A 17130-nucleotide genomic window follows, 5' to 3' on the forward strand; every position below is an offset into this window, starting at 1 on the left:
GATGGCTATGACAGTCCATTGCGACATCGTCAGCGCGGAAGGAGAAATCTTTTCCGGCCTGGTCGAGATGGTGATTGCGCACGGTGCTCTGGGTGATCTTGGTATCGCTCTGGGCCACGCGCCGCTGATCACTAATCTGAAGCCAGGTCCGATCCGCCTGATCAAGCAAGGCGGGGAAGCCGAGGTGTTCTACATCTCCGGTGGTTTCCTCGAGGTTCAGCCGAACATGGTCAAGGTGCTTGCCGATACCGTGCAACGTGCCGCCGACCTGGATGAAGCTCAGGCTCAAGCAGCTCTCAAGGCTGCCGAAGCTGCTCTGCATGAGAAGAGCGCAGATTTCGACTACGGAGCTGCGTCCGCACGTCTGGCCGAGGCTGCAGCTCAGCTGCGCACCGTCCAGCAGATCCGCAAGAAGTTTGGCGGTTAATCCGTCAGCCACTTGTTGTGCGATTGATAAAAAAGGGTAGCCTCGGCTACCCTTTTTTCTTTTCAGAATTCTACAAACCCGGTCGCAGTTGCTGACCACCCAGGATTGGTAGCCAGTCATGTCTCTTGAAATCGTTATCCTCGCGGCCGGTCAAGGCACCCGCATGCGTTCCGCGCTGCCAAAAGTGCTGCACCCGATTGCCGGCGATTCCATGCTTGGCCATGTTATCCACAGCGCCCGTCAACTTGATCCACAGCGCATTCATGTCGTCATCGGTCACGGCGCTGATGTGGTACGCGAGCGTCTGGCCGCTGACGATCTGAATTTCGTGCTGCAGGACAAGCAACTGGGCACTGGCCACGCCACCGCCCAGGCTGTTCCGTTCATCACCGCCGATACCGTACTGATTCTCTACGGCGATGTGCCGTTGATCGAAGTCGAGACCCTGCAGCGTCTGCTCATGCACGTTGTACCCGGGCAGATGGGTTTGCTCACCGTCGAGCTGGACGACCCGACCGGTTATGGTCGCATCGTGCGCGATGCCGATGGCAAGGTCGCCGCGATCGTCGAACACAAGGACGCCAGCGAAGCACAGCGGGCGATCACTGAAGGCAACACCGGCATCCTGGCGGTGCCGGCCAATCGCCTGGCGGACTGGATGAGTCGCCTGTCGAACAACAACGCGCAGGGCGAGTATTACCTGACCGACGTGATCGAGATGGCAGTCAGCGACGGCCTGACGGTCGCCACCGAACAACCTCACGACCCGATGGAAGTGCAGGGCGCCAACGATCGCAAACAACTGTCCGAGCTGGAGCGTCATTACCAGTTGCGCGCCGGTCGTCGACTGATGGCTCAGGGTGTCACCCTGCGCGACCCGGCCCGTTTCGATGTACGTGGCGAAGTGACCGTGGGTCGCGATGTGCTGATCGACATCAACGTGATTCTCGAAGGCAAGGTCGTCATTGAGGACGACGTAGTTATCGGCCCGAATTGCGTGATCAAGAACAGCACCCTGCGCAAAGGCGTGGTGATCAAGGCCAACAGCCACATCGAAGGTGCGGTGTTGGGCGAAGGCAGCGATGCCGGCCCGTTTGCCCGACTGCGTCCGGGCACTGTGCTGGAGGCCCGCGCCCATGTGGGTAACTTCGTCGAACTGAAAAACGCCCGGATGGGGGAGGGCGCCAAGGCCGGCCACCTGACTTATCTGGGCGATGCGGAGATCGGTGCCCGCACCAACATCGGCGCCGGCACCATCACCTGCAACTACGACGGCGCCAACAAGTGGAAAACCGTGCTGGGTGAGGATGTGTTCATCGGTTCCAACAACTCGCTGGTGGCGCCTGTGGATATCTCTGCCGGTGCAACCACCGCAGCCGGTTCAACCATCACCCAGAATGTGGATAACGCGCAATTGGCCGTAGGTCGTGCGCGGCAGAAGAACATCGATGGCTGGAAGCGGCCAGAGAAGATCAAGAAGAGCTAAGTTATCCACAACGCTGGAATCAAAAAAGACCGCCGCCAGCGGTCTTTTTTTATGGGCGTCGGCTTGACGATTTGCAGCTGATAGGTTTTGATTGCTTCCGTTATCTTTCGAATCGAAACTTAGTCAGCCATGTCGAAACGCAACACACCTCAGCGCCGTCACAACATTCTGGCTTTGCTCAATGAGCAGGGCGAGGTGAGTGTGGATGAACTGGCCAAGCGCTTCGAAACTTCCGAAGTTACGATTCGCAAGGATCTCGCTGCCTTGGAAGGTCATGGCCTGCTGCTGCGTCGCTACGGCGGAGCCATCACCATGCCGCAGGAGCTGGTGGCAGACACCAGCCTCAACGTTTCCAAATACAAGCAGGCGATTGCCCGGGCTGCGGTCAAACGCATCCGTGAACACGCCCGCATCATCATCGACAGCGGCAGCACCACCGCCGCCATGATCCCCGAGCTCGGCCAGCAGCCGGGACTGGTGGTGATGACCAATTCCCTGCACGTGGCCAACGCCCTGAGTGAGCTCGAGCACGAGCCTGTGCTGCTGATGACCGGCGGCACCTGGGATCCGCACTCGGAATCCTTTCAGGGCCAGGTCGCCGAGCAGGTACTACGCTCTTACGACTTCGACCAGTTGTTTATCGGTGCCGATGGCATCGACCTGGTACGAGGTACCACCACGTTCAATGAATTGCTCGGCCTGAGCCGGGTGATGGCGGAAGTGGCGCGGGAAGTGATCGTGATGGTCGAAGCCGACAAGATCGGCCGCAAGATTCCCAACCTGGAGCTGCCATGGAGCAGTGTCCATACCCTAATTACCGATGATCGCCTGCCTTTAGATGCACGCGATCAGATTCAGGCTCGCGGTATCAACTTGATTTGCGCGACTGTCAGTCAGGAGAAATAAGCATGTGTGGAATTGTCGGCGCCGTTGCTGAACGTAATATCACCGCCATCCTGCTCGAAGGCCTCAAGCGTCTGGAATACCGGGGCTATGACAGTGCAGGCGTCGCTGTCTTGACCAACGACGGAACCCTCGAGCGCACGCGCCGGGTGGGCAAGGTCAGTGAACTGGATGCTGCGCTGGCCGAGCACCCACTGGTCGGTCGCCTCGGTATTGCCCACACCCGCTGGGCAACCCATGGTGCGCCGAACGAACGTAACGCCCACCCGCATTTCTCCGGCGGCATCGCCGTGGTGCACAACGGCATCATCGAAAACCACGAAGCGCTGCGCGAACAACTCAAGGCGCTGGGTTACGTGTTCACCTCGGACACCGACACCGAAGTCATTGCACACCTGCTCACCCACAAGCTCAAGGATCTGCACGATCTGACCGTTGCCCTCAAGGCCACCGTCAAGGAACTGCACGGTGCTTACGGTCTGGCGGTAATCAACGCGCAGCAGCCGGATCGTCTGGTCGCTGCCCGCAGCGGCAGTCCGCTGGTGATCGGCCTGGGTCTGGGCGAGAACTTCCTCGCCTCCGATCAATTGGCCCTGCGTCAGGTGACCGACCGCTTCATGTACCTGGAAGAGGGCGATATCGCCGAGATCCGCCGTGACAGCGTGCAGATCTGGGACGTGAACGGCCAGGCGGTCGAGCGCCAGACTGTGCAGTACAGCGATGGCGCCGAAGCGGCAGAAAAAGGCGAGTACCGCCACTACATGCTCAAGGAAATCCACGAGCAGCCGGTCGTGGTGCAACGTACCCTCGAAGGTCGCCTGAGCGAGAATCAGGTTCTGGTACAAGCGTTCGGCCCGCAGGCCGCCGAGCTGTTCGTCAAGGTGCGCAACGTGCAGATCGTGGCGTGCGGCACCAGCTATCACGCCGGCATGGTTGCCCGTTACTGGCTCGAAGAGCTGGCCGGGATTCCATGCCAGGTCGAAGTCGCCAGTGAATTCCGCTACCGCAAGGTGGTGGTGCAGCCGGATACCCTGTTCGTCACCATCTCCCAGTCCGGCGAAACCGCCGACACCCTGGCCGCCCTGCGCAACGCGAAGGAACTGGGCTTCCTCGCCAGCCTGGCGATCTGCAACGTCGGCATCAGTTCGCTGGTGCGCGAGTCGGACCTGACCCTGCTGACCCAGGCCGGTCGTGAAATCGGCGTGGCCTCGACCAAAGCCTTCACCACGCAACTGGTGGGTCTGCTGTTGCTGACGTTGTCCCTGGGCCAGGTACGTGGCACGCTGGCCGATGGCGTTGAAGCCAGACTGGTCGAAGAATTGCGCCGTCTGCCAACCCGCCTCGGCGAAGCCCTGGCGATGGACGGCACCGTGGAAAAGATTGCCGAGCTGTTCGCCGAGAAGAACCACACCTTGTTCCTGGGTCGTGGCGCGCAATTCCCGGTGGCGATGGAAGGAGCCTTGAAGCTCAAGGAAATCTCTTACATCCACGCCGAAGCCTACCCGGCCGGCGAACTGAAACACGGCCCGCTGGCGCTTGTGGATAACGACATGCCGGTGGTCACCGTCGCGCCGAACAACGAACTGCTGGAGAAGCTCAAGTCCAACTTGCAGGAAGTCCGTGCCCGCGGCGGCGAACTGATCGTGTTCGCCGACGAAAAAGCCGGGATGACCAACGGCGAAGGCACCCACGTGGTGCAGATGCCGCACATCCACGACATCCTGTCGCCGATTCTCTACACCATTCCGCTGCAACTGCTGTCGTACTACGTCGCTGTGCTCAAGGGCACTGACGTGGATCAGCCGCGTAACCTGGCGAAGTCGGTGACGGTGGAATAAGTTATCCACAGCTGATCACCCCTGATCGTAAATATTAAAGTCTGTCTCTGAGTATTAAAGTCTGTCTCGCTTGGAGCCTTTGGGGGCTCCGAGCAGAGATCCCTCTACTGCCCCCTCTGGTGCCTCGAAATATTGGGTACTCCTCCTTGCTGCTCACCATCCAACCGCACGAGTCTCTCCGCTCCTTCATCGAAAGGCATTTTTACCTGGACCCCCGATCACCCGAGTCGATAAAGCTCAAAAAAATATCCAGGTACTACATGCGAGGATGGTCTATCGGGGTGATCGCTGACCTGCTAGGCAGAGCTGATACATATGAATTCAATCGTCTGCTGCATGAACACACGAGTTATTCGCAGGTAGGGGTTTTTCCAGACTTCGGCCAATCCAGCTATACCAGATGCAATTATCAGGATTCCGAAACGAGATTTGAAACCGAAAGTCAACGAGTTGGAATTTGCATTGACTGTGTAAAAGAGGACATTGAGTCGCTTGGTTTCCCTTACTGGAGACGTGACCACAGATATGTGGAGGTATGTGCGAAGCACAATACAATCCTGCTTAGACAATGCCCTATATGTAGACACGATATCCGATATCATCGCCAAAGATATGGTCATGATCTGCTTTGGGGCGGGTGTAAAGGGAGCTATGTCCATCAGTGCGAACCCACGAAAAATCCACACGAATATAAACTGACATTCGCAAGAATCTTCGCGGAAATCGGAGAATCAAAATTTGCCGTTGATTTGGAGTCTGCTATAGAACATCTTGCGGGTCAGGCAAATAAAATGGCACTGGAGGGAAGTATTAGTGAGGAGGAGTTAATGGCGATAAATTGGAGGCTTAAAAACTCTAAAGGAATTTCCGATACATGGTTGAAATATCGCCCTGACGATAGGTATTCTCATAATATTATTGAAGTTATAGCAATGTTGTATGGCAGCTTTGCTGCTTTAGTAGACAGTCTGCGTGAAACAGATAAGCTGGTTCGCAACATAGATGACCTGATGCGTGTTGAGTACCAAGACAGGTATTAGGATTAATTGTCCTCCTTGTCGCCGAAATAATCGCTGAACGCATTCCCCAAATCATCATTTGTAGGTTTTCCTAAAGGCGGTCGCTTAAGGGGCTTCGGGTTTTGAGCCTTCATGTCGGTATCCAGCTTCAAGCTTTTATGAGCTTCACGCTCTTCAGCCGTCAGCGCACCTTTGAAAGCAGCTTGAGCGACACGATGATCGCGCTCCTTCCTAACGAACTGCACCACATTCGAGTTTATGGGAGAGCCAAATGGGCAATTGAGGTCATCACGTTTGGAGTTCTTTTGAATAGCAATCCGCTCCAGTTCCTCAACGTCCACCCGGTACGAATAATATGAGCTTGAGGCATAAGCCCTCTGCACATCCTCAATTTCAACCCATGCGCGATTTGAGGAACGAGCCTGGATATATGCCTGTACCATTAGGTGAATGGCTGCACGCTTTAGCCCATAGCTCCCGCGATAGATTTCGTAAGAAAAATCTTTGGGATTGGCCCGAATTCGACCATCACTCACGGTAATACATTCGTCTATGAATTCAGCCCAGATTTTTGACTCTAGGGCGTCTGGCCACATGATTCTCGGCTCTGCGACTAGGCGTTGGGTGTCTTCCTGATTACGTTTAAGCAGCTTATGTCCCAAACTGAAATTAGATACGTACACCATGGGTAAGCCAAGGCCGGACATAGTAAGCAGTATGTCGGTTGTAAGGGCTGCCCCTTTCCCAGGTGTTAAATGCTGCATTTCCTCAAGAATTGCCAGCGAGATACCGCGTTGATGTGCTTGCTGCTGCGCTCTTAATCTGAGGATTGCAGTGTTCTCTCGTGTAGTCGCTTCAATGCCAAGAAAATCCGTGAGCAGCTGCTTACCAGACGCTTTACCTTTAGCGCTGGCGTACCAGTAAGACTCGGCTGTTTGAGGTTCCATGTAATGATTTAGCTTGAACTCAGTAGGGCCGGGCATAGCGCGAAGTAGCGCTTCGATGGTTGCCGATTTACCCACACCCGCTAAGCCAGTAAGGCAGATTGGGAAAGTTTCGGCTGTTATAGGGTAGTACATGCCTTTGACAAACGTTTGTTCTGTTTCGGAACGTATTGCCGAATGGAGTGCTGCTTTCCCCACTAGCTCTGCAATAAGCTCTAAACTGAATTGATTTGGCAGGTAAATTTGTCTTAGTGACATATCAAGGATGTGTGCAGCTAACATAGGTGGTAGTCGATCTATGTCGCCGACGGGTTTTGGTCGGACTGTTACCTTTTTCCGTATGTGCTCGATGTCAATCAAACCATCGAATCTGGTTCGCAGTCTTTCAATCATGGCTTATTACCTACCAGTCGTCTTTGATCATCTAAGTCTCGCTGTGTTTCAAGACTCTTAGCCGGACGCCCTGACTTTCTCACTCCAGCATGCCAAGGCTTGCCCGTCTCATTTTCAAACTCTTGATAGTGATGCTGATCAATGGCAATTTTTTCTTTTCTGCGTTTTGCTTGAGCCCGGAGACGTGATTCGTTGATGTACTGAAGGTCTTCGAGCGAGATGTCCGTGCTGCCACGTCTTGTGCTTGCGGTGAAAACGCAGTTGAGTTCGTAAAGCCTTCCCTCAACCTCTATCCATATGTGTCGAACGCACATTGTCATGGTATATGCTGTTGCGTGAATCACGCGACCACCAGCAACTCGGTCAAATATACCTGTATCGGTCAATTCTTTTGAGTTGTACTTTCTCCCGAATAAATAGACACCTTTTTCCCTGATCACCGCAGGCAAAGGCGTCAAAAATTCCCTTACAGCTTCTTCTGGCGACATCTTGATGCCATGATTGCGGCCAAGCGCATCGTGATAGTTCCATACGTTCAGAGGGGTCGGCGAGAAGCCTTCCAGCCACATTTCCTCATCCATACGGTCGCTAGCGTCGGATGTTTCATTGTCCTTGATAACCCGACGTATCTCTCGACGTGACATTTCAACAAGATTGAGGCCGCTATGAACATGTGCCGGCTGATCTTTGAACTTTTTATCTCTAGGATGAGAGGATTCAACTGTGGCTTTAGATTGCCCAGAATGTGTAGGGGTAATTTCCAAGCGGCCTAACCATTCTTTTGCACCAGAGACATCTATATGCACTCCTGGACCTCTATCGAATATCATCTGGCTTGAGAGTCCTTCGCAGGGCCACTCCTCAGGTTTGATATTCATACCAAATAGCTTGCAGTATTTAACCTTGCCGATTGCAATGCAAAATAGGGCCATCCGGTACGCCTCCAAGCTTTCCCTGCCTCTGGCAAAGCCTATACCTACAACGGCTCCTGAAAGTGCACATACTGCTCTCACCACACAAAATGAATCCAGTGGCGATCCTTCGATGAACCCAGATAATTTTTCCTCTGGATAATAACCATCAAATTCTAATCGCTGATTGAGGTTACCTATCATTTGCGCAAAGCTCCCAATGTCGCCGGATTTTGCACGCGCAGCGCTTGGCCCTTTCATCGCTTGCGCAAGGGCAGAGGGGTTTGTTAGCCGTTGTACCCAATTCCAGAACTGATTGAAGCTTGGATAAGGCTCACCGTCGGGATGGTAGAACTCTTTCCCCGCTGAGCCCTGGCGAGTACGGCAACCAAATGTCTTTCGCAGTGAATCCCCGTAGATGTCGTCCTTGGTCTTGTCTACCCGTGAGTGCTTCGAGAAGGCAGTTAGGATTTTCTCCTTCATGTCAGGAGTTATGGGATATCCATGATTCTGGCCTTGGCCGGATGGGCGACCCAGTTTCTTATCGGTTTTCTCACTTCTGTCCCATTTTCCACATGCGTCCAAGCGGGGCATCAATGCCCATTTTGTTTGCCCAAATACGAGATAAGTAAAGAACCATAGCCGGATACGTGCGGGGTGCTGCCTCGGCCTTGAAGTCCTAGCGTGAGCATTAATAACTGCCTCCGGGTCGTCCGAGGCCAGTATCTCTGCTCTCTTTGGAATAAGTTCTACGATCCTCAGTAGGCGGCCGTCAACTATCTCCTCGTACGACCGTTTCGAGCTAACGCGGCGGCTTTCGCGCCATTTGGTTTCGATGCCTGCTGCCGCTGTCAGCCATGGCGGATAATCATGGCTACCTGTCTCTACGATCTCACCAGCCTCCAGCGCCGCTTCGAAGCGCAGCCGGGTCATCGTGTGCAGCTTCGCAGATGACCCTTTTTCATCGAATTCGACCAAGCGGACACGGTTACACCCGCCATCACTGATGAGAAAGTGGTATTCCTTTCCTTTTACGAGTTCACCGCAGCCTTGTGGTGCAATCAGTCGAGATCCCGCCATCATAGAGCGGCTTCCGAGAAAAAATGGCGATAGTGCTCAATCACTTCGCACCTGGCCTGCCCAAGTGGTTGGTCGATCTGTATGTATTGAAATAAGTCTACTGGTAGCGATCTATTCCAAATATCTTGATATATGCGGGCGATGAACTGGTCGCGATGTCCCCACTTGTTGCCATAGGTGATGGCCGCCAGTGCCGGAGGGCGGCCAATATTAAAATCTTCTTGTAATTGGTGGCTGAAGTCCTCCAGTAAATTTTGGTCAAGGCTGAGAGGACGGTCATGTAAACCAAAAATCTGATCTAGATTGGCTACAACAATAGGGTCAATATCGTCGAGCGAGAGATTTACTGTTCTGATGCCGGCGCTTGCATAATAAGTTTCTTCAAGGTGAAGGCGTAACTCTGCGCGTTCACGATCTTTTCTTCGCGCCTCTAATGATTTAACCGCTGAACGCCGTTTCTCCATAAAATCAAACTTGGAAAGTTTGATGTTCCAGTTTAGAGCAAAGGGCGCCGTGCCCGGCTCGCGGAGGTAGATCAGTAGGTCACCCAGGTATGGGTAGGCGGACCACTGGCGTTCGCCGCACGGCGTTTCTATCACCACCTTGGCATGGTCCATCCCTATATCTTTTGCTGCGGCGAGAGTTCCGACTAGAGGACTGAGACTCAAGCCAAGGGCGAAAGGGTGGCCATGCAGGGGATGTACATGCGGCACCGGGTGCAGCATTTTTTGCTCATGAATTTCAAACACTGCTGGATTGAACAACGCCAGTTGTGTGAACACTCGTTCAGGAATGGATAGCAGGTGAAGTGTGCGGCCGAGCTTTCGGCTGTTAAGGCGGCAGATCCTCGAACTCTTCGGGGCTTCACCTGGTACAGCACAAATGGCGGGAACGTAATCGTCCCCCCACCGGAAATTGCCCTGGCGGTCTCTAATCCGCTTCAGCGTTTTTTCAGAAATCATTATTGTCCATACCCATACCACTTGTTCTGCCAGCGGTGGCCAAGTGGAGTACATGCGTACGAAAGGCGTACGCACACGACCTGGTGCTGTTGGGGCACCCGGATTTACGTTTCAAGGGACGAAGGGGGACCGCAGGACTTGACGCCCCGCGCATGCGGATAGACAATGGCTGTGTCAGGGCACTAATCTTGACACAGGGGCTTGGGGTAAAACTCAGGCCTTTGTCTATTCTGGCTCCCCGAAAAGCTAACCAGAATTCTTCATACCGCTTACCTCTTTATATTCTATAACTTGGCTATTTAATTGGCAGCGAACTTTTTGCTCTTGGCGCAGAGCGAAGTTTGGAGACTTAGCATACGCCGCTATGTATGCTTTTTTAGATCGGTTCGCAGTTAAGCCTATAGCGATTACTGCGCATGGTAACGCTATGAAAGCGGTGTTGACAACCTTAAAAGCTTTTTGCACAGCGCACACGAGATTCCGGTCCCTTCCCTAGCTGCTTGATATAGCGTAAGTTTGTATGGTTAATGTGTGCAAAAGGTTTCAATTGCTCTTCGTTGGATAACTTAAAAGTTATCCACACTGCTAAGACGTAGCTGAATATCTACGCTATCTGATAGTTCCAAACAAACTATCCACATCTGCCATCCGGCTACAATAAGTTATCCACAGCACGTTTGCGTGCCCGAGAAACCTCTCGCATGGAGAGGTGCCTATGGCTACCTCTTGTTTTGGACTTTCCCTCGCTTGGCTACCGGGAGAGACGTTCTTCAGTCTTTGCAGTCGTCTGCATTTCCTGTCTGGTCACCTCCGCCCAGCTGCGACTACCGAGCAGCTGTTCAGCCTCTCAGAGCGGTGCATCAAGCACGATGTGCCTTGTGGTCTGGATGCTTTCGAGCGGAACACCTCGGGCCTTTGGGGAGAAGCCATCTCCATCATCGAACAGCGCACCATTTTCCCGTTCTTCTCCCCTTTTCAGTCGGATAGCTCAGTCGCCGGCGCCCTTGTTCAAATCAGAGGCCCATCGCTTGGACCGCTGAAGTACCAACTCGGCCTCGTTTGTGGAGGATTCGGTGCTGATCATCCTTTGCGAGCATGCCGGTCCTGCATGGCTCGGGATCTGGACTCGTGTGGGGTCTCATATTGGCATCTATCCCATCAGTACCCAGGCGTGGTGGTATGCCCTGAGCACAGTGAAGTGCTTTGCGAATGCAGCCAAAATCGCCGTTGGTGTGGGCGCTTCACTTGGACGATGCCCTGCGCAGGCACATTACGCGATTCGGATTATGGCGCGATCACCTCCCTGGAACGGGAGCGCCTCGCTCAACTGGCCTCGGTGTGCCGCGAGTTGGGGTCTCTAGGCTTGGCAAAGCACTTTGATCCAGTAATGGTCGCCCAGCTCTACCGCAAGTGGCTACCAACAGAAAGCGCGGCACAGAGCCTGTTGACGCATATCAGCCCTTTGCGAAGGTTTCGTCCATATGGTGGGCTACCATCCACTGAGACCGCCGCCACCAGCTTCATCAGTCAAATGGTGCGGTCACCACGGCGGCACATTCATCCACTCAAACACCTGGTGATGATTACTTGGCTATTCGGCGAGGTTTCGTCCTTTGCGGTATGCCACGATGTCGCTTGTGCTCAGCGGAAAGCACTTTCGGCACTTCCGACGTCACCCCCAGTACTTGAGGTTTCAGTATCACCGGCAAACAGAAAGGGCCACCCTCGGCCGAAGCGGCTCAAGTCTGAATTCAGGGCACATCTACTGAGCCGACTTGCTGAAGGAACGGCAAAGAATGAAATTTGCCGGGAGTTTCAACTCACCATATCCACGGTGAACAAGCTGCTCCGCGCGGAGCGTGGCGTTCAAGCGTCATGGGAGGCTCGACGAATGGCTCTCGATCAGGCTGATCATCGCTTACGATGGGCTGAGCTTCAGTCGCGGTTTCCATCGCATTCTCTCACTGAGCTTCGCCGCGAATGCCAATCGCTTTACACCTGGCTGCATCGTCACGACAGAGAGTGGTTGTATGCGCAGGCTAGTCAAGTGCCCAAACCTGCTAGAAACCCTAATCCGCGAGTCGATTGGGAGAGCAGGGACGATGGACTGCAACGTGAGTTGGAAGCTGAGATTATTCGGCGATTCGGATCGGATCAGAACCTGTGTCTCAAGCAGTCGCAGATCTTCTCCCTGCTCCCACGCCTTGCACAGCGTCTGGAACGTCGAGATCGATATCCGCGAACTCGGGCCTACATGAAGCTGCTGTTCAAACGATAGGGCCGTACTGATCGCCCAGGTGTGCATCAGAGTGAAGTAGTGATCTTTAGCGATCCTGCGAGCCGAGGTGGGATTAACTCACTTTCGAAGCGGCTGATCACTACAATGAGAGAGAAACGGATTAAATCTGGCATCCAGAGCATTGGGAGGTCAGTCCAATGAGTTCTTCAATCTTGAGACCTCAAACAGGAGCCGCAGCTCAACCACCGACGTTCCAGTTGACCCATGCTGAGACGGGAAGCTTGAGTCATCTGGACATCCTGCGCCTCGTCCAAGCTGGTTTTGCCCTCAGTGATGTTCAGGCTATGGTCCGCTCATCAAGCCTATTCAAATCTTACAAGCTCCTGGAGCGAATCATGGGGAAGTCCGCTCGGACCATCCAACGGCTGAGTAACCCCCAGAACGAAGTCCGATTGAATCCCCAGCAGAGCGCTGTAGCGCTCCAATACGCCCAGGGACTTGAGCTTGCAGTGATAGTCTTCGGCTCTCAAACGCTCGCCGAGAATTGGCTCGGACGGTCGTGTAAGCACCTTTCAGGGATTGTTCCTTTCGAGATGCTCAATACCTCGGTGGGTTTCAAGGTTGTGGTGGACTACCTAGAGCGCGCTCGCTTGGGTGTTTATCAGTAGCGGCGTGCCCCTCCACGCCATACGGTCACTCGGGGCTCATCTGCTTTCATACGCTTGCTGACGTGAGGAGATGGGAGATGAAAGTTATCGGTAAGGTCGAAATTGATGGTGTCAGAGACGTTGTTTGCGATGTCTGTCGGCTCACCACCAAGGTACACAACGGTGGGCTTCAATTTGCAACGTTGCAGGCGCATTGGGGCTATGGAACGAAGCATGACGGTGAGCGGTACGAGATACACCTGTGTGAAGGCTGCTTTTTCCAAGCTGTTGTCGGCCTCAAGCAAGAGCCGCGTACTCAAGGGCTCTTCGACGATGATGGCGGAATGCCGGATGACGATTTCGGTTTGATGACGAAGGATGATTTCTTCAAGGACAGAGGTTGATGCAGCGTGGCCACAACGGCCGTTTCCGCAGAAGAAAATAGTAGTTCACTTCGATTGCAGGTTCTTGTTCAGAACGCACTAATCAAGAGGGAGCGGACCCATTGATGACCTGGGTCACGATGCGTTCTCTCACGCCACACAAGCTCTTGCCCGAATCCTGAAATCACGACAGATGCTTCGACCATAGTTATCGCAGCACGCTCGCTTTGACTGCTGGTGGCAGTGCTCTTCCGTTTGAACCGCCACCTCTGGGCCGACCTGTATCCGACAGTTAGAACTCGACGAAGGGGCCGGTATTGGAGTTCATCTGGTCGTAGGAATGCGTGGCCACCCGTTCGCCGAATGCGTAGGCTTCAATATCGCTATCGCTACTAGAGTCAATTCATCCGAATCAGCGGCCAGCATGTCTTTCGTATCCTGATCGACCTATCCGACGGTGAGCTCTTCCAGTGCTGAAACCAGGCTTTCGAATGTGCTTTCGCTGCTTTGAGAGGACGTGATCAGTCTTTCGATGCGGGAGAACAGCGACTGCATTTGTTCGGCATCACTTTTGTTCGGGGAAATATCTATGTGTTGCCGCTAGTATAGGATTGACCCACTTGCTGAAAAATTGGTGCCCCAAGCTCTCCCCTATGAACCCATTACAAGTGCTGGATTTTCCCAATTGGTACTGGCTTTGCGTGCAATCGGCAACTGGGTCAATTCGACGCCAGCACCCACAGCAGCGTTGTGCTTTTACGAGAAGACCGGCGCGCTAGAAGCGGATACCATGGGTCAACGTATTTCTCATTAACTGCAACCTGTTGGGCCAACTTGTCACGAGAGCAATCGGTGAACGTCAAAAGAGGAGCCGAACAAGTCGCTTTTTGTCGGACAAAAAGTTCTGGTCGCTATGCCAGCAGCATGATCGACCGAGTCTGGTTGGCTCATCGTCACCGTGACGAGGCCTCTGTGAAGCCAGCCTTGATCAAGGCGATGCGCATTGCGCCTAAGCAACTGTTTGGGACGGCCAGCCAAAATAGTTTTTTCGCGCTCGTCAGTGCAACGTAGCCGATGCGTCCTTCTTCCGTAGCGGTACCGGCCAGCAACGCACTGATCTGGCCTTGGTCGCGATGTAGAGCACCGCGTCGATAGATTCGACGTTAACTTGGTGACAGTTTCAACTCGTAGGCCATGTCCTTCTCTATAGGCGTTGGCACCGCTAAGCGTGATATCGTCCAAGCGTCACTTGGCCATTTTACTTCCAAGCGTAGCGACTGTGGTCAGATCGAACTGTTGGTCAATTTGGGCAAGCAAAGCGCGCAGATTTGCGACGAGCTTCGGATGCCACGCTGCTCTGGTTTGCAACGAAGAGGATGGTAGGCCCTGTTTCGCTTTGGGTTTTAGCCGTCCAGCCCGGGCAATTGCACTCCTGATCTGTTAGCTAGGGAAATTCATGCGTTACTTGCACCGCATCCTCTTCTATCCGCTTCTGCTGGTGTCGCTTTTTTGGGGGTTCCTCGCTCTGAGGGTCAACCCTTTCGCGCTGCTTTACAATCTTGAGTTTTTTGCCCTGCTCAAAGCTTTTTACATTGTCGGCTTTACGGCATCGTTATGGCCGCTGGCGTATATAGAACTAGTCGACTACGTTCATTCGCGCTTGGGCAAAAATGGTCGGCTTTACCTTGATTACGCTGAATCGCTACAGAAGGATTTGATCGTCGCCGCGATCACGGCGCTGGCGTTAGTCGGTGTCTATTGGCTGGATTCGGTGAGCTACGCTTTCTCAGGTATCGACATTGCTTTCGTTGGATTCCCCTTTTTGGTGAATGCCCTGTACACCTTAATCCAAGGTACGCAAGTGAGTGTTGCCGGGCAGCCCATACGCAAGAGAGCATTATTACCCATGTTCTGTGTGGTACTGGGAGCGACTACGGCGGTGTATTGGTTGCTGGTGAAAAACTCATCCGGTGAACTGGCTACGGACCAAGCGTTGTACTTGCAGCTGACCATTTTGTTCGGCGGCTTCTGCTTCTTTTTGAGCAGCAACTTTATGCTGCACTGCTGGAGGCATGGACGTTTTGAGAGTTCTACTTTTAAGCGCTATTTTTTCACCGAGGTTGTCAGGTCGAAATCGAATTTTTACGGAGACCTGGACAAAGTGCTGGGGCCGTTCAATCAGCAAATGGCACGGCGTAAATCTCAGCACTCTGCAGCTATTCGTCGTCAACAAAAGAACCGTCCCCGAAAGCGTTGATGGTCCACTGCAGATTTGCAGGCGGGCCTAAGTTTCAACTCATGCAAGGATCAAACATAAGTGTTCAAGGATCTTCTGGATGCTTTGGGTAGGATCAAGTCTCGCCCGCTGCTGAACGTGTTTGCAGCGCTGGCTCTTTCGACATTCGTTGACGGTGGAGGGCCGATCAAGGATCCTTTTTCCGTTACCAGCTTGCTGCTGCCCTTCTTTTTATTTTTCGCCTCTGTGATGGTCGTGTCGTGGGTGCACTGTGTAATCAACCTGAACAGCCGCCTGGCCGATCACGATCTTTTCAGCTGGGGGCCCTACTTGGGTGGGGTGGTATTAACGTTCTGCCTGTGCATAGTTTTTTGGTACGTGTCGAATGTTCCCGATCCTATCAACCTGAAGCTGTTCGGCAGTGTCGAATTTGTGCGGATGTTCGCCCTATACCTGTTTGCCGTCGAAACGATGAATATCAAGCGTTGAGTCGGGACCTGAGCATGGGCCAGCCCACTGGCCAATCAAACCGTACAGCGAGTTTGGTCCGATTGTTTGCGCAATCCTGACACGGTGCTGGTGAACACACCGAAGTCGCGTGAAGATGGGACTGGGTAGTGCTGTGCTGACTGTGGAGGTGGGATCTGCTCGATTTCTTTGGTTACAACGAGGCCGTCCTCAACGACCGTGGGAGTATGCGAACTCTGGTGTTTGCTCCGGATAGTCAATCCGCCGAGCAATCAGCGTCTTGTAGAACGGCGTGGTTGGAATGGGTTGGCTGCGTGCTCACACGTTTTGTGTCCCACACTGCCACGTAGACAAAAGAGTCGATAGGCCAAGCGCGCCATTCGCCTTGGTCTGTTCTGGCACACAACCGCTGTGCTTGGATCGAATTTCAGTGTCGGGGAAAAAGAGCCTTGCCTATCTTCGCTGCGGCCCCGAATCCATTTTGAGCTTCATTCAAAATGTCACGTGAGAAGTAGTCCGCGAGCCGTGCGCGGCTCTCGATTTCTTGGCGGATACAAGCTGAATCGATGTTTGGATAATTTGCACGATAGACAGCGTGGTGAACCAACGCGGCAGCCTGGAAGAGTGCGTCAGAGAGCCTGTGGCCATCCAGCCCCATTGATGCGCACACCTCAAGGATTGCGGCTGCATCACTTTCAACCTGATCTACGAGCCGTTGATCCGGCAAAAAAGAGTGCGCTCGAAGATGCTCTACATAACGGCGTAGAGTCGGAATCGAGAGGCTGACCGTATAATGCCTGCTGTACCAACGTCCGATGATGTCAATTTCTTCCTGCGTGATGGCCATTTCCTGGAAGTAACCTGCCCATGCTTCTTGAATATCCTCATCGATTCGCTCGTCACCGAGGTTGGCTAGGTACTCGTTGAGACGTTTAACTAAACGGAAGTAATCGAGTCGAACAGGTGCTTCACGATGCTCATCCATAATAAGCTCCGAGATGAAGGATGGGTAAGTTTTGGCCTGCATGTAGAGATTGGTCCTTTCTTGGTTCCCAGGCAGGATTGCTCAAGGCAAGAGTATGGAGGATAGTCTGTTCAGGGCCAGTGGCAGATTGATATGCAAAAAAAGGGTAAGGGGCCAGCTTAGGTTACGGATACTCTACCCGCCCGCCGCTTTGGGTTGAATCTTCGTGA

Annotated in this window: 14 protein-coding genes; 10 read left to right on the forward strand and 4 right to left on the reverse strand. The window is 53.5% G+C overall.

All coding sequences use genetic code 11. The features are described 5' to 3' along the window. Nucleotide 1 precedes the first annotated feature (1 nt). The 5 genes from ACODTD_RS11750 to ACODTD_RS11770 all read left to right on the forward strand — a co-directional run bounded on the left by ACODTD_RS11750 (nt 2) and on the right by ACODTD_RS11770 (nt 5694). The gene (locus ACODTD_RS11750) at nt 2–427 is read left to right on the forward strand and encodes a F0F1 ATP synthase subunit epsilon (protein ID WP_007954164.1); all 426 of its coding nucleotides are present in this window, start codon (nt 2–4) and stop codon (nt 425–427) included. A gap of 118 nt (nt 428–545) precedes the next feature. Further along, nucleotides 546–1913, forward strand: coding sequence for a bifunctional UDP-N-acetylglucosamine diphosphorylase/glucosamine-1-phosphate N-acetyltransferase GlmU (gene glmU / locus ACODTD_RS11755; protein ID WP_489104855.1), 1368 nt, complete (start codon nt 546–548; stop codon nt 1911–1913). A 129-nt stretch (nt 1914–2042) separates the two neighbouring features. After that, nucleotides 2043–2819, forward strand: coding sequence for a DeoR/GlpR family DNA-binding transcription regulator (locus ACODTD_RS11760; RefSeq protein ID WP_011336714.1), 777 nt, complete (start codon nt 2043–2045; stop codon nt 2817–2819). A gap of 2 nt (nt 2820–2821) precedes the next feature. Next, nucleotides 2822–4654: a glutamine--fructose-6-phosphate transaminase (isomerizing) gene (glmS, locus tag ACODTD_RS11765; protein ID WP_011336713.1), complete on the forward strand. Its 1833-nt coding sequence runs from the start codon at nt 2822–2824 to the stop codon at nt 4652–4654. A gap of 281 nt (nt 4655–4935) precedes the next feature. Further along, entirely contained in the window at nt 4936–5694 is a 759-nt protein-coding gene (locus ACODTD_RS11770; RefSeq protein WP_489104856.1) for a hypothetical protein, read from the forward strand. 2 nt (nt 5695–5696) lie between these two features. Here the strand turns inward: ACODTD_RS11770 and ACODTD_RS11775 are convergent, their stop codons facing one another. Genes ACODTD_RS11775 through ACODTD_RS11785 form a run of 3 tightly spaced genes read right to left on the reverse strand, consistent with a single transcriptional unit; the run spans nt 5697 to nt 9963 of the window. Continuing rightward, complete coding sequence (locus ACODTD_RS11775) at nt 5697–7010, reverse strand: ATP-binding protein (protein ID WP_489104857.1); 1314 nt, start codon at nt 7008–7010, stop codon at nt 5697–5699. Continuing rightward, nucleotides 7007–9004 carry a transposase gene (locus ACODTD_RS11780; protein WP_489104858.1) on the reverse strand — a complete coding sequence of 666 codons (1998 nt, stop codon included), beginning with the start codon at nt 9002–9004 and terminating at the stop codon, nt 7007–7009. The genes ACODTD_RS11775 and ACODTD_RS11780 overlap by 4 nt, the downstream gene beginning before the upstream one ends. Next, nucleotides 9001–9963: a PDDEXK family nuclease gene (locus ACODTD_RS11785; RefSeq protein ID WP_489104859.1), complete on the reverse strand. Its 963-nt coding sequence runs from the start codon at nt 9961–9963 to the stop codon at nt 9001–9003. The genes ACODTD_RS11780 and ACODTD_RS11785 overlap by 4 nt, the downstream gene beginning before the upstream one ends. Nucleotides 9964–10678: 715 nt before the next feature. Here ACODTD_RS11785 and ACODTD_RS11790 point away from each other — a divergent pair. The 5 genes from ACODTD_RS11790 to ACODTD_RS11810 all read left to right on the forward strand — a co-directional run bounded on the left by ACODTD_RS11790 (nt 10679) and on the right by ACODTD_RS11810 (nt 15957). Next, the gene (locus tag ACODTD_RS11790; protein ID WP_489104860.1) at nt 10679–12241 is read left to right on the forward strand and encodes a TnsD family Tn7-like transposition protein; all 1563 of its coding nucleotides are present in this window, start codon (nt 10679–10681) and stop codon (nt 12239–12241) included. Nucleotides 12242–12399: 158 nt separating this feature from the next. Then, nucleotides 12400–12870: an antitoxin Xre/MbcA/ParS toxin-binding domain-containing protein gene (locus ACODTD_RS11795; RefSeq protein ID WP_489104861.1), complete on the forward strand. Its 471-nt coding sequence runs from the start codon at nt 12400–12402 to the stop codon at nt 12868–12870. A gap of 77 nt (nt 12871–12947) precedes the next feature. Continuing rightward, nucleotides 12948–13253, forward strand: coding sequence for a hypothetical protein (locus ACODTD_RS11800; protein ID WP_489104862.1), 306 nt, complete (start codon nt 12948–12950; stop codon nt 13251–13253). Nucleotides 13254–14688: 1435 nt separating this feature from the next. Next, the gene (locus ACODTD_RS11805) at nt 14689–15489 is read left to right on the forward strand and encodes a hypothetical protein (protein ID WP_489104863.1); all 801 of its coding nucleotides are present in this window, start codon (nt 14689–14691) and stop codon (nt 15487–15489) included. Nucleotides 15490–15549: 60 nt separating this feature from the next. Then, a complete protein-coding gene (locus ACODTD_RS11810; RefSeq protein ID WP_489104864.1) occupies nt 15550–15957 on the forward strand; it encodes a hypothetical protein in 408 nt (135 codons plus the stop codon). 406 nt (nt 15958–16363) lie between these two features. Here the strand turns inward: ACODTD_RS11810 and ACODTD_RS11815 are convergent, their stop codons facing one another. Next, on the reverse strand, nt 16364–16963 hold the full coding sequence (locus tag ACODTD_RS11815) for a hypothetical protein (protein WP_489104865.1): 600 nt from the start codon (nt 16961–16963) through the stop codon (nt 16364–16366). Nucleotides 16964–17130 lie beyond the last annotated feature (167 nt).

This window comes from Pseudomonas sp. FG35, assembly GCF_057809295.1.

Bases quoted from the DNA above. Each gene is read 5' to 3' on its own strand.
- ACODTD_RS11785 (WP_489104859.1), bottom strand. From the start codon at position 9,963: ATGATTTCTGAAAAAACGCTGAAGCGGATTAGAGACCGCCAGGGCAAT.
- ACODTD_RS11760 (WP_011336714.1), top strand. From the start codon at position 2,043: ATGTCGAAACGCAACACACCTCAGCGCCGTCACAACATTCTGGCTTTG.
- ACODTD_RS11790 (WP_489104860.1), top strand. From the start codon at position 10,679: ATGGCTACCTCTTGTTTTGGACTTTCCCTCGCTTGGCTACCGGGAGAG.
- ACODTD_RS11800 (WP_489104862.1), top strand. From the start codon at position 12,948: ATGAAAGTTATCGGTAAGGTCGAAATTGATGGTGTCAGAGACGTTGTT.
- ACODTD_RS11750 (WP_007954164.1), top strand. From the start codon at position 2: ATGGCTATGACAGTCCATTGCGACATCGTCAGCGCGGAAGGAGAAATC.
- ACODTD_RS11795 (WP_489104861.1), top strand. From the start codon at position 12,400: ATGAGTTCTTCAATCTTGAGACCTCAAACAGGAGCCGCAGCTCAACCA.
- ACODTD_RS11815 (WP_489104865.1), bottom strand. From the start codon at position 16,963: ATGCAGGCCAAAACTTACCCATCCTTCATCTCGGAGCTTATTATGGAT.
- glmS (WP_011336713.1), top strand. From the start codon at position 2,822: ATGTGTGGAATTGTCGGCGCCGTTGCTGAACGTAATATCACCGCCATC.
- ACODTD_RS11775 (WP_489104857.1), bottom strand. From the start codon at position 7,010: ATGATTGAAAGACTGCGAACCAGATTCGATGGTTTGATTGACATCGAG.
- ACODTD_RS11780 (WP_489104858.1), bottom strand. From the start codon at position 9,004: ATGATGGCGGGATCTCGACTGATTGCACCACAAGGCTGCGGTGAACTC.
- ACODTD_RS11805 (WP_489104863.1), top strand. From the start codon at position 14,689: ATGCGTTACTTGCACCGCATCCTCTTCTATCCGCTTCTGCTGGTGTCG.
- glmU (WP_489104855.1), top strand. From the start codon at position 546: ATGTCTCTTGAAATCGTTATCCTCGCGGCCGGTCAAGGCACCCGCATG.